This is a genomic window from Legionella jamestowniensis, from assembly GCF_001467745.1.
GTDB lineage: Bacteria > Pseudomonadota > Gammaproteobacteria > Legionellales > Legionellaceae > Tatlockia > Tatlockia jamestowniensis.
Map to the genome: position 1 here is coordinate 131337 of NZ_LNYG01000001.1, position 21560 is coordinate 152896.

Consider the following 21560-nt stretch of genomic DNA (forward strand, 5'->3'; position numbering starts at 1 on the left):
CTTTCTTGTAATTACTATTTTTTATTCTGATAAAGCGGATGGCTCAACAACCACAGCAACAAGGCGGCGGTGACAATTCAATGGCGCCAGTATGGATTATGGTACTGGTGTTTTTAACCCTTTTTCTTGTCTGGAAAATGGGGCATCAATACATTGTTTCTTTTGTATTCCACTTAAATATTTTGCAAGCAAAATTAATAAGTTTTTTTATTAGTAATGCGCAGCTGGAAAATGACGTGTATTTAATGCAAACCATTGATCCTGCGACTGTAGGCTGGGAACAGTTTGTTGATTTAACTAAAAGCGTTGGTGATTATATTCGTTATCCAGTGGTAGTCATCCTTATTGTCCTGGGAGTTTTTCTCTATAAATCAAATATCACACTTAAGTTTCGCAGAGCACACAATATGAAAACGTTACGTGCACAGGAGCAGCATAACTGGAAGGCAATTATGCCTGTTGTTAAAGAAGATTTAGTAAGCGCTGATATTAACAAAGGGCCCTGGGCAATGGCTCTTACTCCGATGGAATTTGCCCGCAAATATAAATTACTTAAAAAAGATGATGCACTTTTAGATAATCCTGACCCTGGGCAGGAAATGACTGCTGGCGTACGTAAAGGTGATGCCAAACGCGTATTTACGCTGCAATTGGGACCTTATTGGGACGGCTTTGAACGTTGCCCCCCACAAGCCTCGGCTCTGGCAGCAGTGTTCCTTGCCCGTATGAATAGAGATAGAAATTCTGCCAGTAGTATTTTAGAAGCACTCGATAAATCTTATGCCACAGGCAAAATTGATTTTTCTGTAGCAAAGCCTATATTAAAGAAGTATCAGAATACTGAAATTGTTCAGGAGATAGTAGCAAAACATGCTTATCTGCTGACTGTAATGGCCTCGTTGTTGGAGGCTGCCCGCGAAGATGGTGTAGTCCCGACTTCAGAGTTTTTATGGTTAAAGCCTATCGATCGTCGATTATGGTATATGCTTAATTGTGTAGGACGGCAAACCCCTTTTGCAGAAGTAGCTGGCCCATTTGCACATTGGCGTGCTGAAAAAGTGATGAGCCGTCGCTCGCTTGTACCAATGATAGATGAAGCCATTAAGGCGCTGGAAGTTGCAGTGAAAGAAGTGAAATTAACACCAAAAGAGTTGCAGGAGTTAGAACCATGATGCGAGGTATTGATTCACGTCATGAAATAGATCCCACCCAGCTGTTGAGAGATACGCGTACGCTTGGTCAGCGTATCGCTGATTTTTTCTCCGATCCCACTAATGTGTCCATCGTTTTGGTGTCCTTGGCGGCTACGGCTTATTATTTATCACAAGTGTCCAGTCTTATGCTCTTTCTGGGGGCTGGCTTTTTTCTGTATGCATTTTCTCGTAAACAAAAACTTCCGTTTCGATTACCCAAAATTGCAAGGGTTAAAGATTACAATGACCTAAAACCGGGTATCGGAACTCCGAATATAGCGAGGGGGATTGCGTTTTTTGGGAATGATAGAAAGACAAAAGAAGAACTCTGGTTTGCAAACGATGATTTAAGAACCCACGCCCTTATCTTTGGCTCCACCGGTAGTGGTAAAACAGAAACCTTAGTTTCCCTGGCTTATAATGCTTTGGTGCAGGCAAGTGGATTTATTTATGTTGATGGGAAAGGCGATAATTCACTCTATGCAAAAGTATTCTCCATGGTCCGCAGCATGGGGCGGGAAGATGATTTATTGTTGATTAATTTTATGACTGGTGCTCGCGATATTGTAGGCCCCCAGGAAAGACGCTTATCCAATACTCTTAACCCCTTTTGTCAAGGCTCTTCAAGTATGTTAACGCAGCTCGTCGTTAGTTTAATGGGCTCTTCAGGTCAATCCTCAGACGGTGATATGTGGAAAGGCCGGGCTATCAGTTTCGTGGAAGCGTTAATGAAACTGCTCGTCTATATGCGTGACGAAGGTGCAATCTTACTTGATGCAAATACTATTCGTAACTATTTTGATTTAGGAAGGTTGGAATCTATCGTTATTGATAAAGTTTTTCCACGTGATGAGCAGGAAAGCATTAATATTGAATCGGTTCCCAAATTAATTACGGACCCGTTACGCAACTATGTCTTTAACCTACCAGGTTACAATAAAGAGAAAAAGGGAAAGCAAGTCTCTCAAGTACTGGAGCAACATGGTTTTATTACCATGCAGTTGGTTCGTGTGTTTTCTTCATTGGCGGATACCTATGGACATATTATTCGTACTAACTTGGCAGAGGTAGATTTTAAAGACGTCGTACTTAATCGTCGTATTCTTGTAGTACTGTTACCTGCTTTGGAAAAATCACCCGATGAATTATCCAACTTAGGCAAGGTAATTGTCTCTTCATTAAAAGCGATGATGGCTGCAGGTTTGGGAGATCAAGTCGAAGGGGATTATCGAGATGTGATTGAAAGAAAACCCACTAATTCCCCCACACCGTATATGTGCATTCTAGATGAATATGGGTATTACGCCGTGCAAGGTTTTGCTGTCGTACCAGCCCAGGCTCGTTCGTTAGGATTCTCTGCAATTTTTGCCGGACAAGATTTACCAGCGTTCCAGAAAGCCTCCAAGGAAGAGGCCGCATCTATTGGTGCAAACACCAACATTAAAATTTGTATGAAGCTTGAGGATCCTACTGAAACTTGGGATTTCTTTACTAAAACAGCGGGTGAAGCCTACGTTACAAAAGTTGATTCCTTTCAAACAAAAGAAACCAGTATGGCTAACAGCTATCTGGACACTAAAAGTTCTTCTTTCGAGAAACGGGCTCGTATTGATTTATTAGATCTGAAAGAGCAAACCGAAGGTGAGGCCCATATTTTCTTTAAATCAAAAATTGTTCGGGCTCGGATGTTTTATGCCAATCCCAAGCCGGTAAAACAATTGAAACTTAATCAATTCTTGAAGGTAGAGCCGCCACCTGATGAATACTTAGTAAAATTACAAAAGCAACTTTCTGGTTTTCAAAAGATACTTGAGAGTGGTGATTTAAGTATTAATAAAGAAGTAGAAACAGAAGAAATCACTTTAATTACCAAAGCACTAAGAGAGTCTACTGTTACTGAACCTATTGAACGAGGTGTAGCTGCATTATTGGCCTTTCATGGTCAGAATGAACCTGCTCCAATTGAAGAAATTGTTGAAGAAGAGGAAGAAGGAATATTAACTATTTTCAGTAAGCTTCGTCGTGCAGCGAATGCCCAGCCTCTTCTAGTGAAGGACGTGGAGCAATTTTCAAAGTCCTTATTAGCAATTAATGAAACGAGAAATTATCTTTCTATCATCGAACGTATTAGTGGTGCGAAGGATAAATATGCGGGTACTGTGGCAAATGAGTTAATTAAGGACTTTCAAATGGCTACTACTTATCCTCCTCAGGAGCGAGATGATGTTAGCGCTTCAGATTTGTCACAATTAGTGAATATGCTTTCTGAGAAGATAGTTAGTGAACGTGAAAAAGCAAACGCCAAAGCTTCAGAAGAGCTCTAAAATTCCAGATTGGCTCCACGTACAAACACAGAATGCTTTTTTCTTAGGCACTTCATTACTTAATTTGCAACAATGGCTTGTAACGCAATGATTTGTATGTTTTTATTTGATGAAATGAGAAATCTAATAAGTGAGAGGGTATAAGGTGAGACAATTGCATGTTGGCTTCAGGGGGTTTGCAACATGGCATGCCACTTTGCTCGTATCTCTACTATTATTTGGCTGTCATAGGGGCGGTGTTTTGGTAATGGATGGGCCTAAGTTGCCCAGAAAAGTAGCTGGTGCTTCTGATAAAGAAGTAATACTTATGCAAAAACGGTTAGCGAAATGTGGGGTTAAAGTAATAACTATTGGCTCTGAATATTTAATTAGTATACCTTCAGCCGCGTTATTTGCGGATCAATCGCCACGGTTAACCTGGCCGTCTTACGGTTTATTAAATAATGTCGCCAGTTTTTTAAAACAGTTTCGGAAAGTAGCCATTACTGTTACCAGTTACAGCAGTAAATACGTTTCTGCGAAACGTGAGCACGCCTTGACGTTAGCCCGCTCCAGAGCGGTAGCGGATTATTTATGGTCACAGGGCGTTGATAGCCGTTTTATTTTTACAATAGGCGCGGGAAGTGATAAACCTATCATGGCTTACACTCAAGGGGGCGATCAGTCACCCAACTCGCGTATTGAAATTACTTTCCGAGATGCAATTATATAGGTGAGGGTAGAGTGGGTCGAGAAACGTGGGATACGATAAAACGTTCTAAAGCATTTTATATTCGTACCTATCGGAAGGGTGGAACATTTGTTATTGTATCGCTGATTATAAATATTTTATTGAGTGTTTTAATTTATTATATTCATTTTAATCAGCCGGAACCTGATTTTTATGCAACCAGTGGGATTACGCCGCCTGTGCAGCTAACTTCACGTGATACACCGAATGATTCGAGTACGCCCTTACTTGAACCTGATCCCGTTAATGAAGATGAAACGAGGGTCATACCGCAATAACCGAGGTAACTATGGCTGAAGATGCTTTAACAACTGTTGCGATGAGAAATACATTTTACCGTGATGGCCAACGCAAGATAATGGTAGCTCTTTTAATTTCTATTCTCGTAAACTGTATTTTAGGCTCACTTGCGTTTTATTTATTAACCCATCCTCCTGCGCCTAAATACTTTGCAACCAGTATTAATGGACGAATAACCCCCTTATTTCCTTTAAATGAGCCGAACCAATCGGATTCTGCCGTTTTACAATGGGCAAACCAGGCGGCTATTGCAGCATTTACTTACAATTTTGTAAATTATAGGGAGGAGCTTCAAGCTTCATCAGGCTTTTTTACGTCAGAAGGTTGGACTCAGTTTTTAAATGCTTTGCAAGAATCGAATAACTTGGATGCGGTAAAAGCAAAGAAATTGATTGTTTCAGCAGTTGCTACCCGTGCTCCAATCATATTACAAAAGGGAATATTGAATGGAAGGTATTCTTGGCGAGTACAGATGCCAATTTTGGTAACTTACCAAAGTGCTAGCGAATTTTCTCAGCAAAACAATGTGGTAACTATGTTGATAACACGCGTGTCAACATTGAACTCTCCACGTGGTATTGGTATATCACAGTTTGTTGTAGGGCCGGCTAGTGGTGGAATAACTCAATGAAAAATAAAAAAACGATTCGGTGTATCGGTATAGCTACCGTCCTAATTCTTGGTTCCACACATTTAAGTTATGGGGCTGAGCAATCAGATTCTGCTCAACAGGCATTACAGCAGCTTCGGCTATTGCAGCAGAAACTTTCACAAACCAGTAGTGCTGTGTCACCCATAGCCCAACCGAATCAAGCGCAACAGCCAGCGGGTACCGCTGCTACCCCTACAGCTGCCCCTGCGGCCACAGGGCAGAGGCCTCCTAATCAACCAGCACCTCCACCTCCACCCCAACAACAGGCACAGGCTAATACGAGTCCGGCCTCTATGGCAGCGGATAACGAACTCATTGATACTCAGGCTTTTGAAGGGGTAACTCGTCAATTATTTCCTCTAACGCCAGAGCAGATTGTTAGATTAAAACAAATATATAATGCTTCTGAATATGCCCAGGCTGCGACTGCAGGTACACCACCAAAACCCACCGCAACATCACAATTTGTGAATTTATCACCTGGTTCAACCCCTCCTGTCATTCGCTTATCCCAAGGATTTGTCTCTTCACTTGTTTTTTTAGACTCGACTGGTTCTCCTTGGCCCATTAGTGCTTATGATCTTGGTGATCCTGCGTCTTTTAATATCCAATGGGATAAAACAGGGAATACCTTAATGATTCAATCATTAAAATTATATACTTATGGTAACCTTGCTGTAAGGTTGCGTGGCCTTAATACACCAGTTATGCTGACTTTAATTCCAGGCCAAAAGGCTGTTGACTACCGAGTGGATTTGCGGGTACAAGGTATTGGTCCGAATGCGAAAGCCATGCCTATGGAAGAAGGCATTCCTCCGAGTGCTAATGACCTCTTGTTACATGTATTAGATGGTGTACCTCCTCCAGGCAGTCAGCGTTTGACTGTAAGTGGCGGCGATGCTCGAGCTTGGCTTTTGAATGAAAGAATGTATGTCAGAACCAACCTCACCATCCTGTCTCCCGGTTGGATAGCCAGTATGACTAGCGCGGATGGCATGCATGCTTATGAAATGCAAAAATCTCCTGTATTACTTGTTTCCTGGCACGGAAAAGTCATGCAACTTAAGGTAGAAGGGTTATAATAAATGGCAGGAAAAAAAGAAAATCTAAAAGCACTGTTTACCAATACCCGGACTCGGGTAATTATTATTTTCACTGTACTCTTGCTCATTATTGCTGTTGCCGTGGGTGTTATACGATTAAGGGGGACTGGGGATATCAATGGAGGTACCTCTACTGTAGCCACTGTCCCTGGTATTCAGTCCATACCCGGCGCCATCGATCCCACTGTACAATATGCAAAATTGCAACAGGAACAAAATGTCTCCCAGGCTCAACAGGCGATGAAAACGGGAGGCAGTGCTATTCCAACTATTATTCGTTCTCAAGCCCTTGGAGAGGGTGTCCAAGCTGTAGGTCCACAGCAAGGAGAAGGGGGTGTGGGATTTGCAACACTTGCTCGTGAGGATGAAGCTGGGCCTCAACGTAGTTTATGGATTCAATCACTCCAGAATAGTAATTGTAGTAAAGCGGCTGTCACCAATGTTGTAAATCAGGGTGCAACAATTACTGATTTAAAGGCTGGCTGTAGTTGTACGCAGTTAAAAGACGTCGGTTATCAGATTACCGATTTGGAACAGGTTTGCTCATGTAAAGAATTGCGAGCAGCAGGGTTCAACGCCCGCCAATTGAAAGATGCTGGATTTGATGCCGGAAGATTGCGACTTTGTGGTTTTAATGCTTGCGAATTAAGAGATGCAGGGTTTACTGCCCAACAAATGAAAGATGGTGGTTTTACCGATGGTGAGTTAAAGGGAGCGGGCTTTTCTGATAATGAAATCGCTAAGGCAAGTGGTTTGCCTGATGGTATAACAGCTGCCGATGTACGTAACGCAGGTTGCCAGGTAGATGCTTTAAGACGTTTACGTGCTGCAGGAGTAACTGCTGCAGCGATTCGGCGAATTAGTGGTTGTAGTGCGGCTCAATTAAAGGCTGCCGGCTATACTGCTGCTGAATTAAGGAATGCTGGCTTTAGCGCAGCTGATTTAAAAAATGCAGGGTTTACAGCCGCACAATTAAGACAAGCAGGGTTCAGTGCTAGAGATCTGCTTAATGCGGGTTTTACTCCTGATGAATTAAGTAATGCTGGCTATACTCCCGGAGAGATTGCTGCCGCCGAAGCGGAATTGCCTCCTGGTATTACCCCTGCTGATATTAAAAGTGCAGGTTGCGATATTGAAACGTTAAAAAAGGAACGTCTTGCAGGAGTAAGTGCCAAGCTTATCAGACAATATGCAGGCTGCAGTGCTGAGGCATTAAAAGCGGCTGGATTCACGGATGCTGATTTGGCGAATGCCGGTTTTACCCCTGCCCAGATTGCTGCTGCAGGCCCAGTGGGTGATGATGCAATTCGTGCTGCAGGTTGTGATCCCGATAAATTAAAAATTCTTTTATCAAAAGGTGTTTCAGCTAAACGAATACGTGAACTGAATGGTTGTAGTGCCTCCGCACTTAGAGCTGCCGGCTATAGTGCCCAAGCTTTAAAGGACGCTGGCTTTTCTGATGCCGATCTAGCTAATGCCGGATTTACTCCCGCTGAAATTGCAGCTGCCAGTCCCGTTGATGACGCTGCCATTCGCGCTGCAGGTTGCGATCCAAATAAGTTAAGGGCTCTCCTCGTACAAGGTGTCTCTGCGAAACGAATTCGAGATTTAAATGGTTGTAGTCTTGATGCATTAAAAGCAGCTGGGTTTGATGCCAAATCACTGGCGGATGCAGGATTTACTCCACAACAACTTTTAGCAGCTGGATTCACACCGGATCAAATCCAAGCAGCAACAGGTCTTTCTGACGCTACAATCCGTGCTGCGGGTTGTGACCCGGCGAAATTAAGGTATTTGTTTAATCAAGGTGTTTCTGCAAGAAGAATTCGTGAGTTGAATGGATGTAGTGCAGAAGCATTAAAAAATGCCGGGTATGGTGCCAAGGCGTTATCCGCTGCAGGATTTACTCCCGCAGAGCTCCTATCGGCAGGTTTTACGCCCGAGCAATTACGTCAAGCGGGTGTGGGTACTGCTGCAGCAATTGCTGCTGGAAGAAACGCGGATTGCAGCGTTGCATCATTGCGGGCAGCAAGAGCTGCGGGTGTGTCAGCTGCTACTATTAGGCAAACTCTGGGATGCAGTGCCGCTGCGATGAAAGCGGCAGGGTATACTGCTGCTGAATTAAGGGCCGCAGGCTTTACAGCCGCTGAATTAAAAAATGCCGGATTCAGTGCTGCAGACTTAAAAAATGCAGGTTTTTCTGCCAGAGAGTTACGGGCAGCAGGCTTTAGCGCAGCTGATCTAAAAAATGCTGGTTTCTCTGCAGGTGAACTAAAAGATGCAGGTTTTAGCGCAGCTGATCTTAAGAATGCTGGTTTTTCTGCAAGCCAGCTAAAAGCAGCTGGTTTCAGTGCTAAAGATTTAAAGGATGCAGGTTTTAGTGCAACTGATCTTAAGAATGCAGGATATACGGCCAAAGATTTAAAAGATGCTGGGTTTACTGCTGATGAATTAAAAAGCGCAGGGTTTAGTGACGCAGAATTACAGGCAGCGGGTTTTCCTGGTTCTGAAGTTGCAGGGTTGGCTGCTGTGACTCAGGAAGGGGCTCCTTCTGCCGTTCCTGGTGTTCCTGGAGGAATACCCAGTATTGCGGGTCCAGGGACACAACCAACGGCTGCAGCCGAGGCAGCTAACGCTCAACAACTGCAAGCTATTTTAAATAGACAAAGTCAGCAACTTGCAGATCAACGTTTCCAGCAAAAAATCCAACAACGAATGTCACAGATGTTGGGTACTGCAAACCAATCTTTACAAGCATGGCAGAAAGTATCAGTGCAATCCTATAATGCTACTTCAGAGCCGGAAGCTGCAAAAGCTGCAGCTGCTCAAACCACTGCTGGTGTATCTGGGCAAGTCGCTGACCAAACTCAGACGATAAGTCCAGGGGGTGGTCCTGGTTCTACCAGTCAAAGAGCCATCATTAAAACCGGTGATGTTATGTTTGCTGTATTGGATACATCCGTAAACAGTGATCAACCTGGACCAATTCTAGCCACGATTGTTTCTGGAAGATTTAAGGGGGCTAAATTAATAGGTAGTTTTAATCTGCCAAGTAATGCAGATAAAATGGTTATTAGTTTTAACACCATGTCTGTACCAGGTGCTCCAAGAACTACCTCGATTAGTGCTTATGCTATTGATCCCAACACGGCTCGAACAGCAATTTCCAGCAAGGTTAACCACCATTATCTTTTACGTTATGGATCATTGTTCGCTTCTTCTTTTATTGAAGGATTTGGTAATGCATTTCAATCAGCCAATACCACGGTAACTATTGGTGGTACTGGTGGTGGCGATAACATCACCGTACAGAACGGTATTGGTCGTTCTGCTTTAGAAAATGCCATCATTGGTTTGGCAACTGTTGGAAAAAGTTGGGGACAAGTGGCACAGCAGCAATTTAGCACGCCAACAACGGTAGAAGTTTATTCAGGTACTGGCTTGGGTATATTATTTACTCAAGATGTAACCTCACTTTAACTTGATGAGTAGGTAAGACATGGTAGACGACGACGATAAGAATGAATACAGTGATGAGTATCAATTTTCTGATTTAGATGTAATCAGTCCTGATACAAATGAAGAAACCACCTCAAGTGATGCCGTAAAAAAAGAGTCTAATACTAATATCAGGCGCAATGCATTGGTTGCTGTCATTGTTATCATTATTGCCATGTTAGCTTATAAGTTTTTAGGTCCTCTTTTTACTAAAAAGCCTCAATCCGCTGACACCGTACCGTCATTGGCGACTACATCTACATCCCAGCCTGCAACCCTAGCGCCGCAGCAGCCACAGGTTCAAACCGTTACTCCTTCTGAACTTCCCCCGCCTGTAGAAACAACTCCGCCAGTGACTCAGCCAACTCCTACAGTTGATACTACTGAAATTACTCAACGGTTATCAGCACTCGAAGTTAATCAGCAGAATCTTCGTTCTGAAATGGATTCGTTGAACAGTCAACTGGCAACTATAAATACAAACCTTAATGCCCTGGCTACAAAAATAGCACAACTAAACCAGACCCTCACTGTTATTGTGACGCGAGTGGAAGAACAATCAAAAGAGATCTCTGTTTTAACAATACGGACTAAGCCAAAACCTGTTCGCAAAGTTGTGATAAAAGCGCCTCCACCACCTTCTTATTTTATTCAAGCTATAATACCGGGGAGAGCGTGGTTAATTGCGCAAAATGGGTCTACAATTACCGTTAGAGAAGGAACGCAAGTAGCAGGTTATGGTGTAATTAAGCTGATTGATTCCAGGCAAGGAAGAGTGCTCACAAGTTCTGGTAGGGTGATAAGGTTTAGTCAGCAAGATAGTTGAGGCAATTTCTATGTCTACTGGAAATAATACTGGTAGTTCTGTTATCAATTGGCTAAATAATCAAGCCGATATATTGAATAATATTGCAAATAATTTAATCCCGGTAGAACGATTGGTTACCGGTGCAGCTTATTTACTAGGTCTGGCATTTGCATTTAAAGCAATATATAGTTTAAAAGCATATGGTGAGGCTCGAACCATGATGTCTAGCAGTACCAGTATTAAAGAACCTTTAATGTATTTGTTAGTTGCCGGCATGTTAATTTATTTTCCGACAGGTTTGGCTATTTTGTTGCAAACGTCCTTTGGTTCGTCCAGTATTTTGCAATATGCCCCTGTAGATAGTAACAATCAGGCGATATCAGCAGTATTTGGTACTGGCAGTGTTATAGGTAGACCGATAGCAATTATTATTCAAGTTATCGGCGTAATAGCTTTTGTTAGAGGATGGGTTCTTATCGCCCGTTCCGCATCTCAGGGACAGCCACCAGGCGGGACTGGAAAAGGACTGATTCATGTTTTTGGTGGTATGTTGGCAATGAACATTGTAGCAACGCTACAAATCATTAATAATACGATTTATGGCACGAGTTAATAGTTTTTTACAGAGGAGAAAGTAAGTGGAAAAACCATTAAATTTAAAGAGCAATTTAACACAACTGCTTATATTTACTGTCTGCGTCTGTTTGATGATGCTGGCGGGAGGGGAGGCGGTTGCAAGTCAGAAAACCTTGGGGAATATGGCATCCAGTATTACAGGTTCTTTCACTAGTGTAGCTAAGCTAATTACTGCGGGTTCCTATTTGGCTGGGCTTGGTTTCTCCATTGGTGCAATTATGAAATTTAAACAGCACAAGGATAACCCGACACAAATTCCAATTGGTACTCCCATTGCGCTGGTTTTTATTGCTGCGGCTTTGTTATTCCTCCCATCTATTCTGGGTGTAACTGGTCAGACGATGTTTGGTGAAGCCGGTTCTGTGGCTGGTCCTACTGGAACAATCTTCACGGGTTCTGGCGGTTAATATCACTACAAAAATCAGGAAGCCAAGTTAATTGACTTCCTGATTTTTTATTATCTTAAATATTGTGAGTATTAAATGGCGGCTATCCAGGAACGTACTAATTTAAAACTTGTAGCAAGTGCTGGTTCTTGGCGTCTTTATTCAGCCAGGAAAGCTGATGAACGTTTTAAAGCTTATGAACTAAAAGTGTTTCAGCGAGATCGTTATACTTGTCAATTTTGCGGCTTCCAAGCAAAACTTTTCCAAGAAGTTGTGAATCTTGATCATGATTTTACCAATAATCGCCTATCCAATTTAGTTACAGCTTGTTGCTTCTGTGCTCAATGTTTTTTTATTGAATCTGTAGGGGTAGGTGGATATGGAGGCGGTACTTTGATTTACCTTCCTGAGCTTAGCCAACCTGAACTAAATAGCTTATGTCATGTGTTGTTTTGCGCGATTACAAATGATACAGGTTATAAAAGTAGTGCTCAAAATATTTATCGAAGTTTTAAGTTCCGCTCGCAAATCGTTGAAGAAAAATACGGTGAAGGGACAAGTGACCCAGCAATTTTTGGACAGCTCATTATTGATTCAGGCGTGACACCGGAAGTGGCAGACAATTTATTTAAAAATATTCGGTTGCTACCATCGCGTGCTAAATTCCGCAAACAAATTGAGCGATGGGCAGCGAGTGCTTTGGAAGAAATTACAGAAAGTAAATAATACTATAATAGTTTGACGTAAGTGGTATATTGCTTCCGTTGAACTCACGTTAAGTAGGAAATGACATGGGGAAATGGGCAGAATCATTTTTTGAGGGTGTTGATACCTTTTTTTCCTGGTTAAGTACATCGTTAAAACAAACAACTGAGTCTTATTGTGATCTGGAGACAGCTGATAGCCCCACTGTTTTAGTCAATCACGATGGCACTCTATTATCAATTTTAAAAATTGAAGGAATTACAGCGCTTGCGGGTGCTGAAGAATTTGAGCGCTTGGTAGAAGGCTTAAGTAATGCATTTCAGGCTGCTATGGGACGTCCTGGCCACGCACTCCAAGTTTATTTTAGTCACGATAAGCAAAATATAAAAAAAGTAATCCAAGATATTTATGATCCGGCCGAAGCGACTGCCAGACGATTAGAATTAAGTCTAGATGATTTATTCACGGAACGAGTAAATTTTTTAGCCCAGTATTGTGCTGAAGAACGCGTCTATTTTGCTTTGTATACTCGACCCTACAATTTGGCACAAGAACAAGTAAAAACCGCCAATAAAACAAAATTGAAGATGCTTAAGGATATGAAAGCACCTCCATTTAAAAATACACAAACGGTTTATGCAGCGATTCCAGAATTGCGGGATACCCACGAAGCTTATGTCCGAGCAATCATCAATGATTTGGATGCTTTAAATATTTTTGCCAGGCTCATGGAGGTGCATGATGCGGTTCATGCTATCCGTATGACGGCAGATCCTGATTTTACCGCTGATGATTGGAAGGCAACGTTACCCGGCGATACTATCATGCCGCGGGAAATTAATGGTTTCAATGGTGATCCTTCTGATCTATTATGGCCTTCTTTAGCAAAACAAGTGATACCCCGGGATGCTGAGAATCTTGATTTAAGAACTGTTAGAGTCGGAAATAAACTATACTCCTCCGTGTTCATTGATCTTTTTCCCAAAGACATTCGTCCTTTTATTAATTTATTTTCACGTATCCTGCCTGCCCACATCCCATGGCGAATTGCTTTTTTAGTAGAAAGTGAAGGTTTAAATACGTTGAAGCTTAAGGGACTGCTTGCTGCGATTTTAAGCTTTTCTTCCGCTCAAAATCGCTTAATTAGTGATTCTGTAAATTTATTAAAATACCTGCAACTTAACACTGATGATACTATTGTCCGTTTACGCGTGGTTGCCACTACCTGGGCGCCAGAAGATCAATTGCCTCTGTTAAGACGACGTAGCTCTGAATTAGTTAAAGCGATTCAGGGGTGGGGTTCAACGGATGTTTCAGAAATTTGTGGTGATCCTTTTGCAGGTTTTGTATCCAGTATGTTGGCAACGACCTTAAATAGTGCAGCCGTCCCTTCGGTTGCACCTTTATCCCATGTGATAACCATGTTGCCTATTACAAGACCCGCTTCCCCCTGGGAAACGGGTGCATTGCTGTTTCGTACCCCCGATGGTAAACCCTGGCCATTCCAGCCTGGTTCTACCCAGCAAACAACCTGGATTGATTTGGTGTATGCAAGGCCAGGTTCTGGTAAATCTGTATTATCCAATGCATTAAATCTGGCACTTTGTTTGTCTGGAGGTTTAACACGATTACCTCGTATTGCGATTATTGATATTGGTCCTTCCAGTAGTGGGTTAATTTCTTTACTGAAAGAGGCGCTTCCTGCTTCTCAACGCCATCTTGTTGCTTATCATCGATTGCGAATGACACCTGATTATTCCATCAACCCTTTTGATACTCAATTAGGTTGCCGTTATCCAACAGCATTGGAACGTTCTTTTTTAGTTAACTTTTTAACCCTGTTAACTACACCTTTAGGAGCTACAAAACCCTATGATGGTATGGCTGACTTGGCTGGAATGATTGTTGATGAACTCTATAAAAGCCTTGCCGATGAATTTAATCCCACCCCCTATGCACAAGGTGTTGAAGAGTTTATTGACAGTATTCTTGAAGAAATTGGGTTTGTAAAAGATTCAAAATCGACCTGGTGGGAAGTCACCGATGCGCTTTATTCGGCAGGGTTTGTACATGAAGCAATGTTAGCACAGCGTTATGCTATGCCATTACTTGCTGATGCGGCTTCCATTTGTCGAACTCCTTCTATTGAAGATTTATATGAAAAAGTCACTGCCCCTACAGGGGAGTCGTTGATTAATGCGTTTTCCCGAATGATTTCAGGCGCAGTACGTGAATATCCCATTTTATCGAGGGTGACGAGTTTTGATATCGGTGATGCCCGTGTTGTCTCTCTTGACCTGGATGAAGTGGCTAAAAGCGGCGGGGATGCAGCCGATAGGCAAACTGCTGTAATGTACATGCTGGCTCGTTATGTGTTGGCACGCCATTATTATTTAACGGAAGAAAGTTTGAATAATATTCCTGAACAGTACCAGGAATATCACAAGGAGAGGGTTTTGGAAATTCGAGAAGATCCAAAACGCATCGTCTATGACGAATTCCATCGAACCTCCAAATCAGCTGCTGTACGCGATCAAGTCATTATTGATATGCGGGAAGGGCGTAAGTGGAAAGTGCAAATTGCATTACTCTCTCAATCCGTAGAAGACTTTGATCCCATTATGATTGATTTTAGTACGGCAATTTATGTAATGGATGCTGGTCCCTCCCAAGCTGTAGAAAAAACAAGCCAGATCTTTGGGCTGTCAAATACCGCAAAGACTGCCTTGCGTACGCGTGTGCATGGACCTCGTCAAGGAGGGGCAACCTTTCTGGTTCAATATGCGACTAAAAGCGGTGTTAACGTGCAATTGCTAACACTTACTTTGGGTCCTGTTGAGTTGTGGGCATTTAGTACAACAGCTGAAGATGCCAGCGTGCGAAATCAGCTGTACCGTCATTTAGGTCCTGCTGAAGCAAGGCGTTTATTAGCGGCCTTATTCCCCAATGGTTCTGTGGCTCGAGAAATTGAAGTGCGGTTGGCTTCAATGAGGGAAGAAACAGGCCTTATTGAAGAGGACGCAAAAGCCAGTGTTATTGAGCAATTGGTCCATGATATTCTTGATGCGTATGCGAAAGATCCTAACGTAAAAATGCTGCCAAAAAATCATTAAACTGATGTGATCAACAGGTTCATGCAATCCAGAGCATCCAGAAGCCTGCCCGTAATCACGTAGCTATGGAAGTGCTCAATAAAGTGTCTTCTGATAAACTCTTCAGCAAAAAATTTGCTGAGAGTTTTTTTTGGAAAATAGGAGTAATTCAATCATTTAAATACTGAATCATATGCCAGTGAAGGAGCCCGACATTTCCTTGTAACTAAACTGGAGGCACTGCTCTTGTCTGTTCTTCCTCTTAATCCAACCAGAATTAGTGAACAATGATAAATTGTTTTCTTGAGTAAACTTTACACAGGGATTGGGTATTGTTATCATGAGATAATGAAAATAACAATTCGCCTGTTTTATTATGTCATCATTGCCAGCCTGGTTTTATTTTCGATAAAACCATTGCTTCGCCATGGGATTTCCCCGCAATCGTTAGCTACAATGCAATACAGTACGGTAAGTAAGTGTTCAGGAGGTGTGAACACTGCATTATCATCTTGCCAAACGTCAACAAATTATACCCTGGCTGAATGGGGAATAAGTGCTGATTTATATTCCTTGATTTTTGCTGGGCTACTTTTTTTTGTTTATAAAAAAATCCGTTGTTTCCCACCTTATTTTAGATTATTCAAACCGCCCATTTTATCCTGCTAGTCAGGTGCGCTTAATAGAGTATTGTACTTTAATCGCCCTGCAAATCAGTAACAATTTGATTATTTACTAATTACTAATACTTGATTAACAGGATCAACTATGAACAATTTAAAACGTTATGCAGGCGTTTTGACGCTTATGCTTATTTCACACGCTGTCTGGTCTTTTTCACCAGGATTTGAAAGTTCAAATCCATTAACAATAATGCACTTTATCCAAAATCACAGTGCCTTGGTTTATTTAAGTGTATTTTTTGGTCTTGGCATTTTGTTAGCTTTTACTCCCTGCGTGCTGCCGATGGTACCCATTTTATCAGGGATCATCGTAGGGCAACGTTCTTTATCGACTGCTAAAGCGGTTAAACTGTCCTCTAGTTATGTTTTAGGTATGGCTATAACCTATGCAGCTGCAGGCGTTCTGGCAGGTTATATGGGAAGCACTTTACAAACCTGGATGCAAAGACCTGTAGTCATTATTCTTTTTAGTCTTGTTTTTGTATTGATGGCTTTGTCAATGTTCGGTTTATTTGAACTGCGATTACCTGAAAAAATCACTACTCATCTGACCTCATTAAGCAAAAAGAGTGGTCACGCCAATGTGGTCTCAGTGATATTCATGGGCATAATCTCTACCTTGGTTGTTTCTCCTTGTGTAACTGCACCATTGATAGGCGTATTAACTTACATTGGGCAAAGTGGAGAAGCCTGGATGGGAGGCGTAATCCTGTTTGTAATGGCCTTGGGAATGGGTATTCCTTTAATGTTGGTAGGGGCTGGTCAAGGCGCCTTATTGCCAAGGACAGGCTCATGGATGCTAAAGGTTAAACAGCTTTTTGGGTTTTTGATGCTGGCCATGACGGTTTGGATGTTAGGGCGATTATTGCCTGATACATGGGTAAAACTCGCTTGGGCTGCTTTATTGATTGTAGGCAGTATTAGTATGGGCAGTTTGCGCACCCAAACCAGTCAATGGGGAAAACTGATTCAGGGGGTCGGGGTTATAATCTTGATGGGCGGTGGGATTCTTGCTTATTCAACCATCTCGACTATTGTTGCCTCCCAAGAATCAAGGACCATTCACACAATCAAAGCCCCCTTTATACATGTAGATAATTTGGCAGCGATAAACAAACATTTAGCCGAAGCCCAGCAAACTCATAAAGCAGTCTTTTTAGAGTTTTATGCGTCCTGGTGCAGTGATTGTCAGGAAATGGATACAAAGGTTTTTAATCAACCTGAAGTGTCCAAAGCAATGTCAGGCTTGATTAATTTGAAAGTCAATCTCAGTGATACCGCCAATCCTGAAGTGAAGAAAATCAAGGAAACTTTTGCTATTTATGGCACTCCGACAATGCTGTTTTTCGATACTGATGGTAAACCTTTGGATAAACTTAATGCAGTGGGTTTTATCGATAAGCAAGCGTTGATAGTTTTGTTAGAACAGGTGCATAAATCACGGCACGTTGGATAAGGACGCAACTGCAAGAATGTCACATTAAGCGACACCTAATTATCAAAATAGCTAGATTCCGCGCTTTATGCGCGGAATCTAGCTTTTGTGATTTGGTGGCGAGATCTATGGATATTGTGCATCAAGCACGTTGGAGATGGAAAAGATTGCATCGTCAAGTAACTTCTTTTTTCAAAACAAATCCCGTTAGAATTCCTGGGCTAAAAGGATTGATTTGATTTTGTGTTTTCAACAAATAACGGCCGGAATTGCCATTCACTTCAAACAGGATTTGTAAACTTGCACTGTCTTCGCTATCTACGAGAACGTTAACTTTCTGCAGCATTTTAAAGAATGCCCAAGGTCCAATTTCTTCAAGCTCATAATGATTGCCTTCGATAGAGTCCAGGCTTAATTTAGCATCACTCTGTGGCCAGCTGAACTGAGTGAAGGAGTCGCTGCCTTGGTTATCAGTAAGCGTAGTTTTACCAATGGTTAACTGAAGATTGGCTATGACAGGATCCAGATTGATTTTTTGCAGACTGAATTCAATTTTACTGGTTCCATTATCCGGTAAAAAGAACATGTTGGTAATTACATTGGCACGAATCAGCTCATTCGTAATATCATTCGAAATGGGCATCACATAACCATTCACTTCTTTAGGTTGCCATTGAGGAGAGGATGTATCCAGGAATGGTTTTAAGTAGTTACTGAAAAAGTTATTTAAGGTACCATGTGGAGAGAAGAAATGGTCGAAATCAGCAAGTGATACTTCTTCTGTGCGTGAAGGATCGAGTGGGTAGCGGTTTGCGATCGTGAGCTGATATTCATTATAAACGTGTTGCTCCCACAGGCGATTAAGATAAGCTTTACTTTCACTGATAAAAATAAACCAGGTATCATCAGCGATTTGTTTTGTCCATGTCGCAACTGGTTCCGGTAGTTGCCTGGTTTTATTATAAAGGTTACTCAATGGATCAGCAGCAGTGCCTCCTTGAAAACGGTTTTTGGTTAACTCAAAAGTAGTACGCCCATTGTCATTAACCAGAGATAGTGTCGTTAGAAATTTTTCCAATTCATTGATGTTCAGCGTTAAATCATTAATGGCAGAGTTACTCATTAAATTTAAATTGGTAAATTCATTGGCAATTTTTTGATTAAACAGAACTGCATTGTCATTGGCATCGGGTGCAGTTTGTTGCTGTATCAGCTTAACGAGTTTCTCTAATGCATTATTTCGATATAGCGTCTGCGTAAGCTGCCTTGCTTGTTGGTAATCCTGATAATGCAAAGGCCTGGTGCGACGAATAAAATTTTGCCACCAGGTAACGTATTCAAAACAATACGCTTGTTCAAGTTGGGCGGGCAAGTTATTTAAATCCTGACGAGCCAATACCCAGTTTTCACGTTGTAGTTGTGCAGCAATTTTAGGGAGTGCCGCTATAATTTCAAGAAATCCAGCTTTAGTATAAGAATAGGGCAACTCTTTACTCGCCAGTTCAAAGCCCTCGACAGCAATAGATTGACTGGAAGCAGGGAAGCTATTTTTTGCCAGGGTGTAATAGAGATAAGTAGCGGGTAACGCATTAAGGTAATTGCGAACATCGCTGACTAACTGTTTGTTAATGGCGACTGGTTGCACTGGTTTTCTTAAAGCATGCTGCAGTAAGGTTAACTTTTTGTGCAATCCACTTTGCTGATGGGTTGTTTGCCAGTAATCGCTAAACCATTGGGTAACCTCTTTTTCTACGTAATGTTCTGGTTCTCCGAGCATTAAGTATATTTTTAAAGCCTGATAGCGTGCTGTTTGAGTTTGTGCAGGATCCAATATAATACGTTCAATGCCAGCCAGAAGGTCAGGAAGAAAATCATCATGCAGGCGATGTTTGGCATTGTTATGAAGTTGATTTTTTAATTGTTCGATGGCAGTAACAGATAATATATTGGTTGGTATTTGCTGCAATTTGGCCGCGGCTATTGATAAGTGATAAAGCGCTGACGTCTTATCGTTGGTTTGTCCCAGAAAAGTCTCATAGGTAATGAGTTCCTTGCTAGCCTCATCTAGAAGACGAGATGTTTTGAAATGTTGTTGGACAACCCAGACTAAGGATAGACTGACGATACTTGCCGCAAGTCCAATTAGACACTTCTGTGTGTTATTCAATTGAGCTGTATAGCGTTTTGTTTGTTCTTGAAAAGCCCTTATAGCGCCCTCAATAAAATAAGCACGATAATTGTTTGATTGCGGATATTTATCCTGGACAGTTAACGCATATTCATGCTGAATTTTTTTATTTAATTTATCAATACTTAAGCCACCTTGTTCCGCACTAGTAAAATAAATCGCTTGTAAGCGGAAAAGTTGCAATGGTAAATTTTGTATTAAGGATTGCACCGGTATTCGCAGGCTTGCCAATTGCAATGGAAATTCGCGAATCAAAGTACGTTTGACGCTCGAACGGGCAGGGTGTAATTTATTGATAATTTGATGACTTAACAATTCAATCATTTGATCGAATTGCTGACGATAATGATCAAGTAAACCTCTTCTTTGTTTGACAATATTTAATGAAAAACCAAGGGGCTTGATTAGATCATTAGCATGATCAGTTTGAAAAAAATCACAAAATCCTGCCAAAGCATCCAGTTTTGTCAGGATAATCGCTGCATCAACCGTATACCCTAAACCATGGGCAAAACGTTCTAACAATTGTGTATGGGCTTTACAATGCTCTGAAAGTTGTACAGGCTCGGTAAGTAATAATTCATTGCTATCCACGCATAAAACAATGCCTGTGACTTTCACACTACTGTGGCAGCGATTTAATTGTTTCAAGGTGTAGGCAAGCAAATTTTCACTCTGATTAAGCCATGACTCACCCAGTTCAAGGATGATTCCGTGTTGGTTGTAAAAGAAGTTCGCACTGCTGTCTGTTTCAACAGGGTAATAGGTTAAATTACTTTGGCGCAATAAAGTGGTTTTACCCTGATTAACTTTCCCTGTGAGTATCAAGAATGAAATAGCAGTATTTTGTGGTTTTAAAAAACTCAGAATCTTTTTGAGCGCGTCACAAAGTTCAGTTAACGATTTATCCATCAGTCATCCAGTTTAGCTGCTACAGTATGTCCGAACTGGACAAATTTAGCCTGGTTTTCAAGTAAAAAATGACTTACTAAATAGCCACCTGCCAATACGCTTAAAGCCAGGATAGTGCTAATGATAAGCGGTTTATAATTTTTGGGAAAATTATCAATATGCCTCTGTTCTTTAAATAATTGGTGTGATTTGTTGACACGATGTTGTTTAATGAGCTGATATAACTCTTCAATTAAATCATCTAAAACCTGTCTTCCATCCGTGCGGCCATGTTGTTCACCTTCAAAACCTGTAATTAAACAATAATAGGCTAATTCAATTAAATCCAAATATTGATTAGGCCTTTCTTTAATATATCTGACAATGGTAAAAAACCGTTGTTCCGGTCCGATATTATCGTGGGAAGAGGGTGTGAATGCTTTAAATTCAGCAATTTTACCGTACAGGCGCAAATAGTTTTTCCCTAGTAATTCATCGATGGTTGCGCATAACAGGTAATGGGCAATAGCATCAAATTCTTCCGTATACGTTTTGCCACTTAGACGGCTATGAAATGCCCGTAATTCATGGTCAATATTTTCACGAATACTAGTAATGGATGGTAGGGTAGGCGTGATGTATAGTCGTTCGAGAAGAGAGAGCAAGGGACCTGCTGCTGCAACCAGCGGATTGGTTGTAAAAGGCGCAATAAACAATTTAGAGCGATAATAGCCTTGAGGCATTTGTTGGGCGCCAGGTAATGACAGTCGGTTCACAATAGAGGCCGAAAAGCGTTCGGCTGTCATGGCTTCACTCCGAAAAAGTAATGAGGTCTATTCACTCGGCAGTCTCAATAGTTGACAAAATTAGCTTTGTTTACGAGATTGTCGAGTTAAAGATAATACGTTATCTGAACTCCGTTGACAATTGCTTTCA

16 protein-coding genes are annotated in these 21560 nt (G+C 41.7%); 14 read left to right on the plus strand and 2 right to left on the minus strand.

Annotated features, from left to right (window positions below):
* Positions 1–38: 38 nt before the first annotated feature.
* The 14 genes from icmP (at position 39) to dsbD (ending at position 17566) form a co-directional block, all read left to right on the plus strand.
* Positions 39–1172 carry a type IVB secretion system coupling complex protein DotM/IcmP gene (gene icmP / locus Ljam_RS00595; RefSeq protein ID WP_058448201.1) on the plus strand — a complete coding sequence of 378 codons (1134 nt, stop codon included), beginning with the start codon at positions 39–41 and terminating at the stop codon, positions 1170–1172.
* Positions 1169–3517: a TraM recognition domain-containing protein gene (locus Ljam_RS00600; protein ID WP_058448202.1), complete on the plus strand. Its 2349-nt coding sequence runs from the start codon at positions 1169–1171 to the stop codon at positions 3515–3517. Before icmP ends, Ljam_RS00600 begins: the two co-directional genes overlap by 4 nt.
* 145 nt (positions 3518–3662) lie before the next feature.
* Positions 3663–4229 (plus strand): type IVB secretion system protein IcmN/DotK, encoded by a 567-nt coding sequence (gene icmN / locus Ljam_RS00605; protein ID WP_420795595.1) that lies wholly within the window; start codon positions 3663–3665, stop codon positions 4227–4229.
* An 11-nt stretch (positions 4230–4240) separates the two neighbouring features.
* A complete protein-coding gene (gene icmM, locus Ljam_RS00610; protein ID WP_058448204.1) occupies positions 4241–4525 on the plus strand; it encodes a type IVB secretion system protein IcmM/DotJ in 285 nt (94 codons plus the stop codon).
* Positions 4526–4536: 11 nt separating this feature from the next.
* Entirely contained in the window at positions 4537–5178 is a 642-nt protein-coding gene (locus Ljam_RS00615) for a type IVB secretion system apparatus protein IcmL/DotI (protein WP_058448205.1), read from the plus strand.
* Positions 5175–6281 carry a DotH/IcmK family type IV secretion protein gene (locus tag Ljam_RS00620; protein WP_082651542.1) on the plus strand — a complete coding sequence of 369 codons (1107 nt, stop codon included), beginning with the start codon at positions 5175–5177 and terminating at the stop codon, positions 6279–6281. The genes Ljam_RS00615 and Ljam_RS00620 overlap by 4 nt, the downstream gene beginning before the upstream one ends.
* Positions 6282–6284: 3 nt before the next feature.
* A complete protein-coding gene (gene dotG, locus Ljam_RS00625) occupies positions 6285–9782 on the plus strand; it encodes a type IVB secretion system protein DotG/IcmE (protein ID WP_058448206.1) in 3498 nt (1165 codons plus the stop codon).
* Between the two features lie 19 nt (positions 9783–9801).
* Positions 9802–10626: a type IVB secretion system protein IcmG/DotF gene (gene icmG / locus Ljam_RS00630; RefSeq protein WP_058448207.1), complete on the plus strand. Its 825-nt coding sequence runs from the start codon at positions 9802–9804 to the stop codon at positions 10624–10626.
* Positions 10627–10636: 10 nt separating this feature from the next.
* The gene (locus tag Ljam_RS00635; RefSeq protein WP_058448208.1) at positions 10637–11221 is read left to right on the plus strand and encodes a hypothetical protein; all 585 of its coding nucleotides are present in this window, start codon (positions 10637–10639) and stop codon (positions 11219–11221) included.
* Positions 11222–11315: 94 nt separating this feature from the next.
* A complete protein-coding gene (locus tag Ljam_RS00640; protein ID WP_238583669.1) occupies positions 11316–11651 on the plus strand; it encodes a type IV secretion protein IcmD in 336 nt (111 codons plus the stop codon).
* 75 nt (positions 11652–11726) lie between these two features.
* On the plus strand, positions 11727–12356 hold the full coding sequence (icmJ, locus tag Ljam_RS00645; RefSeq protein ID WP_058448210.1) for a type IVB secretion system protein IcmJDotN: 630 nt from the start codon (positions 11727–11729) through the stop codon (positions 12354–12356).
* A 65-nt stretch (positions 12357–12421) separates the two neighbouring features.
* Positions 12422–15448, plus strand: a complete 3027-nt coding sequence (locus Ljam_RS00650; RefSeq protein WP_058448211.1) for a type IV secretion protein IcmB — start codon at positions 12422–12424, stop codon at positions 15446–15448.
* A gap of 327 nt (positions 15449–15775) precedes the next feature.
* Positions 15776–16096 carry a lpg1681 family protein gene (locus Ljam_RS00655; RefSeq protein ID WP_058448212.1) on the plus strand — a complete coding sequence of 107 codons (321 nt, stop codon included), beginning with the start codon at positions 15776–15778 and terminating at the stop codon, positions 16094–16096.
* A gap of 99 nt (positions 16097–16195) precedes the next feature.
* On the plus strand, positions 16196–17566 hold the full coding sequence (gene dsbD / locus Ljam_RS00660; protein ID WP_058448213.1) for a protein-disulfide reductase DsbD: 1371 nt from the start codon (positions 16196–16198) through the stop codon (positions 17564–17566).
* A gap of 154 nt (positions 17567–17720) precedes the next feature.
* Here the strand turns inward: dsbD and icmF are convergent, their stop codons facing one another.
* The gene (icmF, locus tag Ljam_RS00665; RefSeq protein ID WP_058448214.1) at positions 17721–20645 is read right to left on the minus strand and encodes a type IVB secretion system protein IcmF; all 2925 of its coding nucleotides are present in this window, start codon (positions 20643–20645) and stop codon (positions 17721–17723) included.
* Positions 20645–21430: a type IVB secretion system protein IcmH/DotU gene (icmH, locus tag Ljam_RS00670; protein WP_058448215.1), complete on the minus strand. Its 786-nt coding sequence runs from the start codon at positions 21428–21430 to the stop codon at positions 20645–20647. Before icmH ends, icmF begins: the two co-directional genes overlap by 1 nt.
* Between the last annotated feature and the right edge of the window lie 130 nt (positions 21431–21560).

Bases quoted from the DNA above. Each gene is read 5' to 3' on its own strand.
- icmP (WP_058448201.1), top strand. From the start codon at position 39: ATGGCTCAACAACCACAGCAACAAGGCGGCGGTGACAATTCAATGGCG.
- Ljam_RS00600 (WP_058448202.1), top strand. From the start codon at position 1,169: ATGATGCGAGGTATTGATTCACGTCATGAAATAGATCCCACCCAGCTG.
- Ljam_RS00615 (WP_058448205.1), top strand. From the start codon at position 4,537: ATGGCTGAAGATGCTTTAACAACTGTTGCGATGAGAAATACATTTTAC.
- Ljam_RS00620 (WP_082651542.1), top strand. From the start codon at position 5,175: ATGAAAAATAAAAAAACGATTCGGTGTATCGGTATAGCTACCGTCCTA.
- dotG (WP_058448206.1), top strand. From the start codon at position 6,285: ATGGCAGGAAAAAAAGAAAATCTAAAAGCACTGTTTACCAATACCCGG.
- icmG (WP_058448207.1), top strand. From the start codon at position 9,802: ATGGTAGACGACGACGATAAGAATGAATACAGTGATGAGTATCAATTT.
- Ljam_RS00635 (WP_058448208.1), top strand. From the start codon at position 10,637: ATGTCTACTGGAAATAATACTGGTAGTTCTGTTATCAATTGGCTAAAT.
- Ljam_RS00640 (WP_238583669.1), top strand. From the start codon at position 11,316: ATGATGCTGGCGGGAGGGGAGGCGGTTGCAAGTCAGAAAACCTTGGGG.
- icmJ (WP_058448210.1), top strand. From the start codon at position 11,727: ATGGCGGCTATCCAGGAACGTACTAATTTAAAACTTGTAGCAAGTGCT.
- Ljam_RS00650 (WP_058448211.1), top strand. From the start codon at position 12,422: ATGGGGAAATGGGCAGAATCATTTTTTGAGGGTGTTGATACCTTTTTT.
- Ljam_RS00655 (WP_058448212.1), top strand. From the start codon at position 15,776: ATGAAAATAACAATTCGCCTGTTTTATTATGTCATCATTGCCAGCCTG.
- dsbD (WP_058448213.1), top strand. From the start codon at position 16,196: ATGAACAATTTAAAACGTTATGCAGGCGTTTTGACGCTTATGCTTATT.
- icmF (WP_058448214.1), bottom strand. From the start codon at position 20,645: ATGGATAAATCGTTAACTGAACTTTGTGACGCGCTCAAAAAGATTCTG.
- icmH (WP_058448215.1), bottom strand. From the start codon at position 21,430: ATGACAGCCGAACGCTTTTCGGCCTCTATTGTGAACCGACTGTCATTA.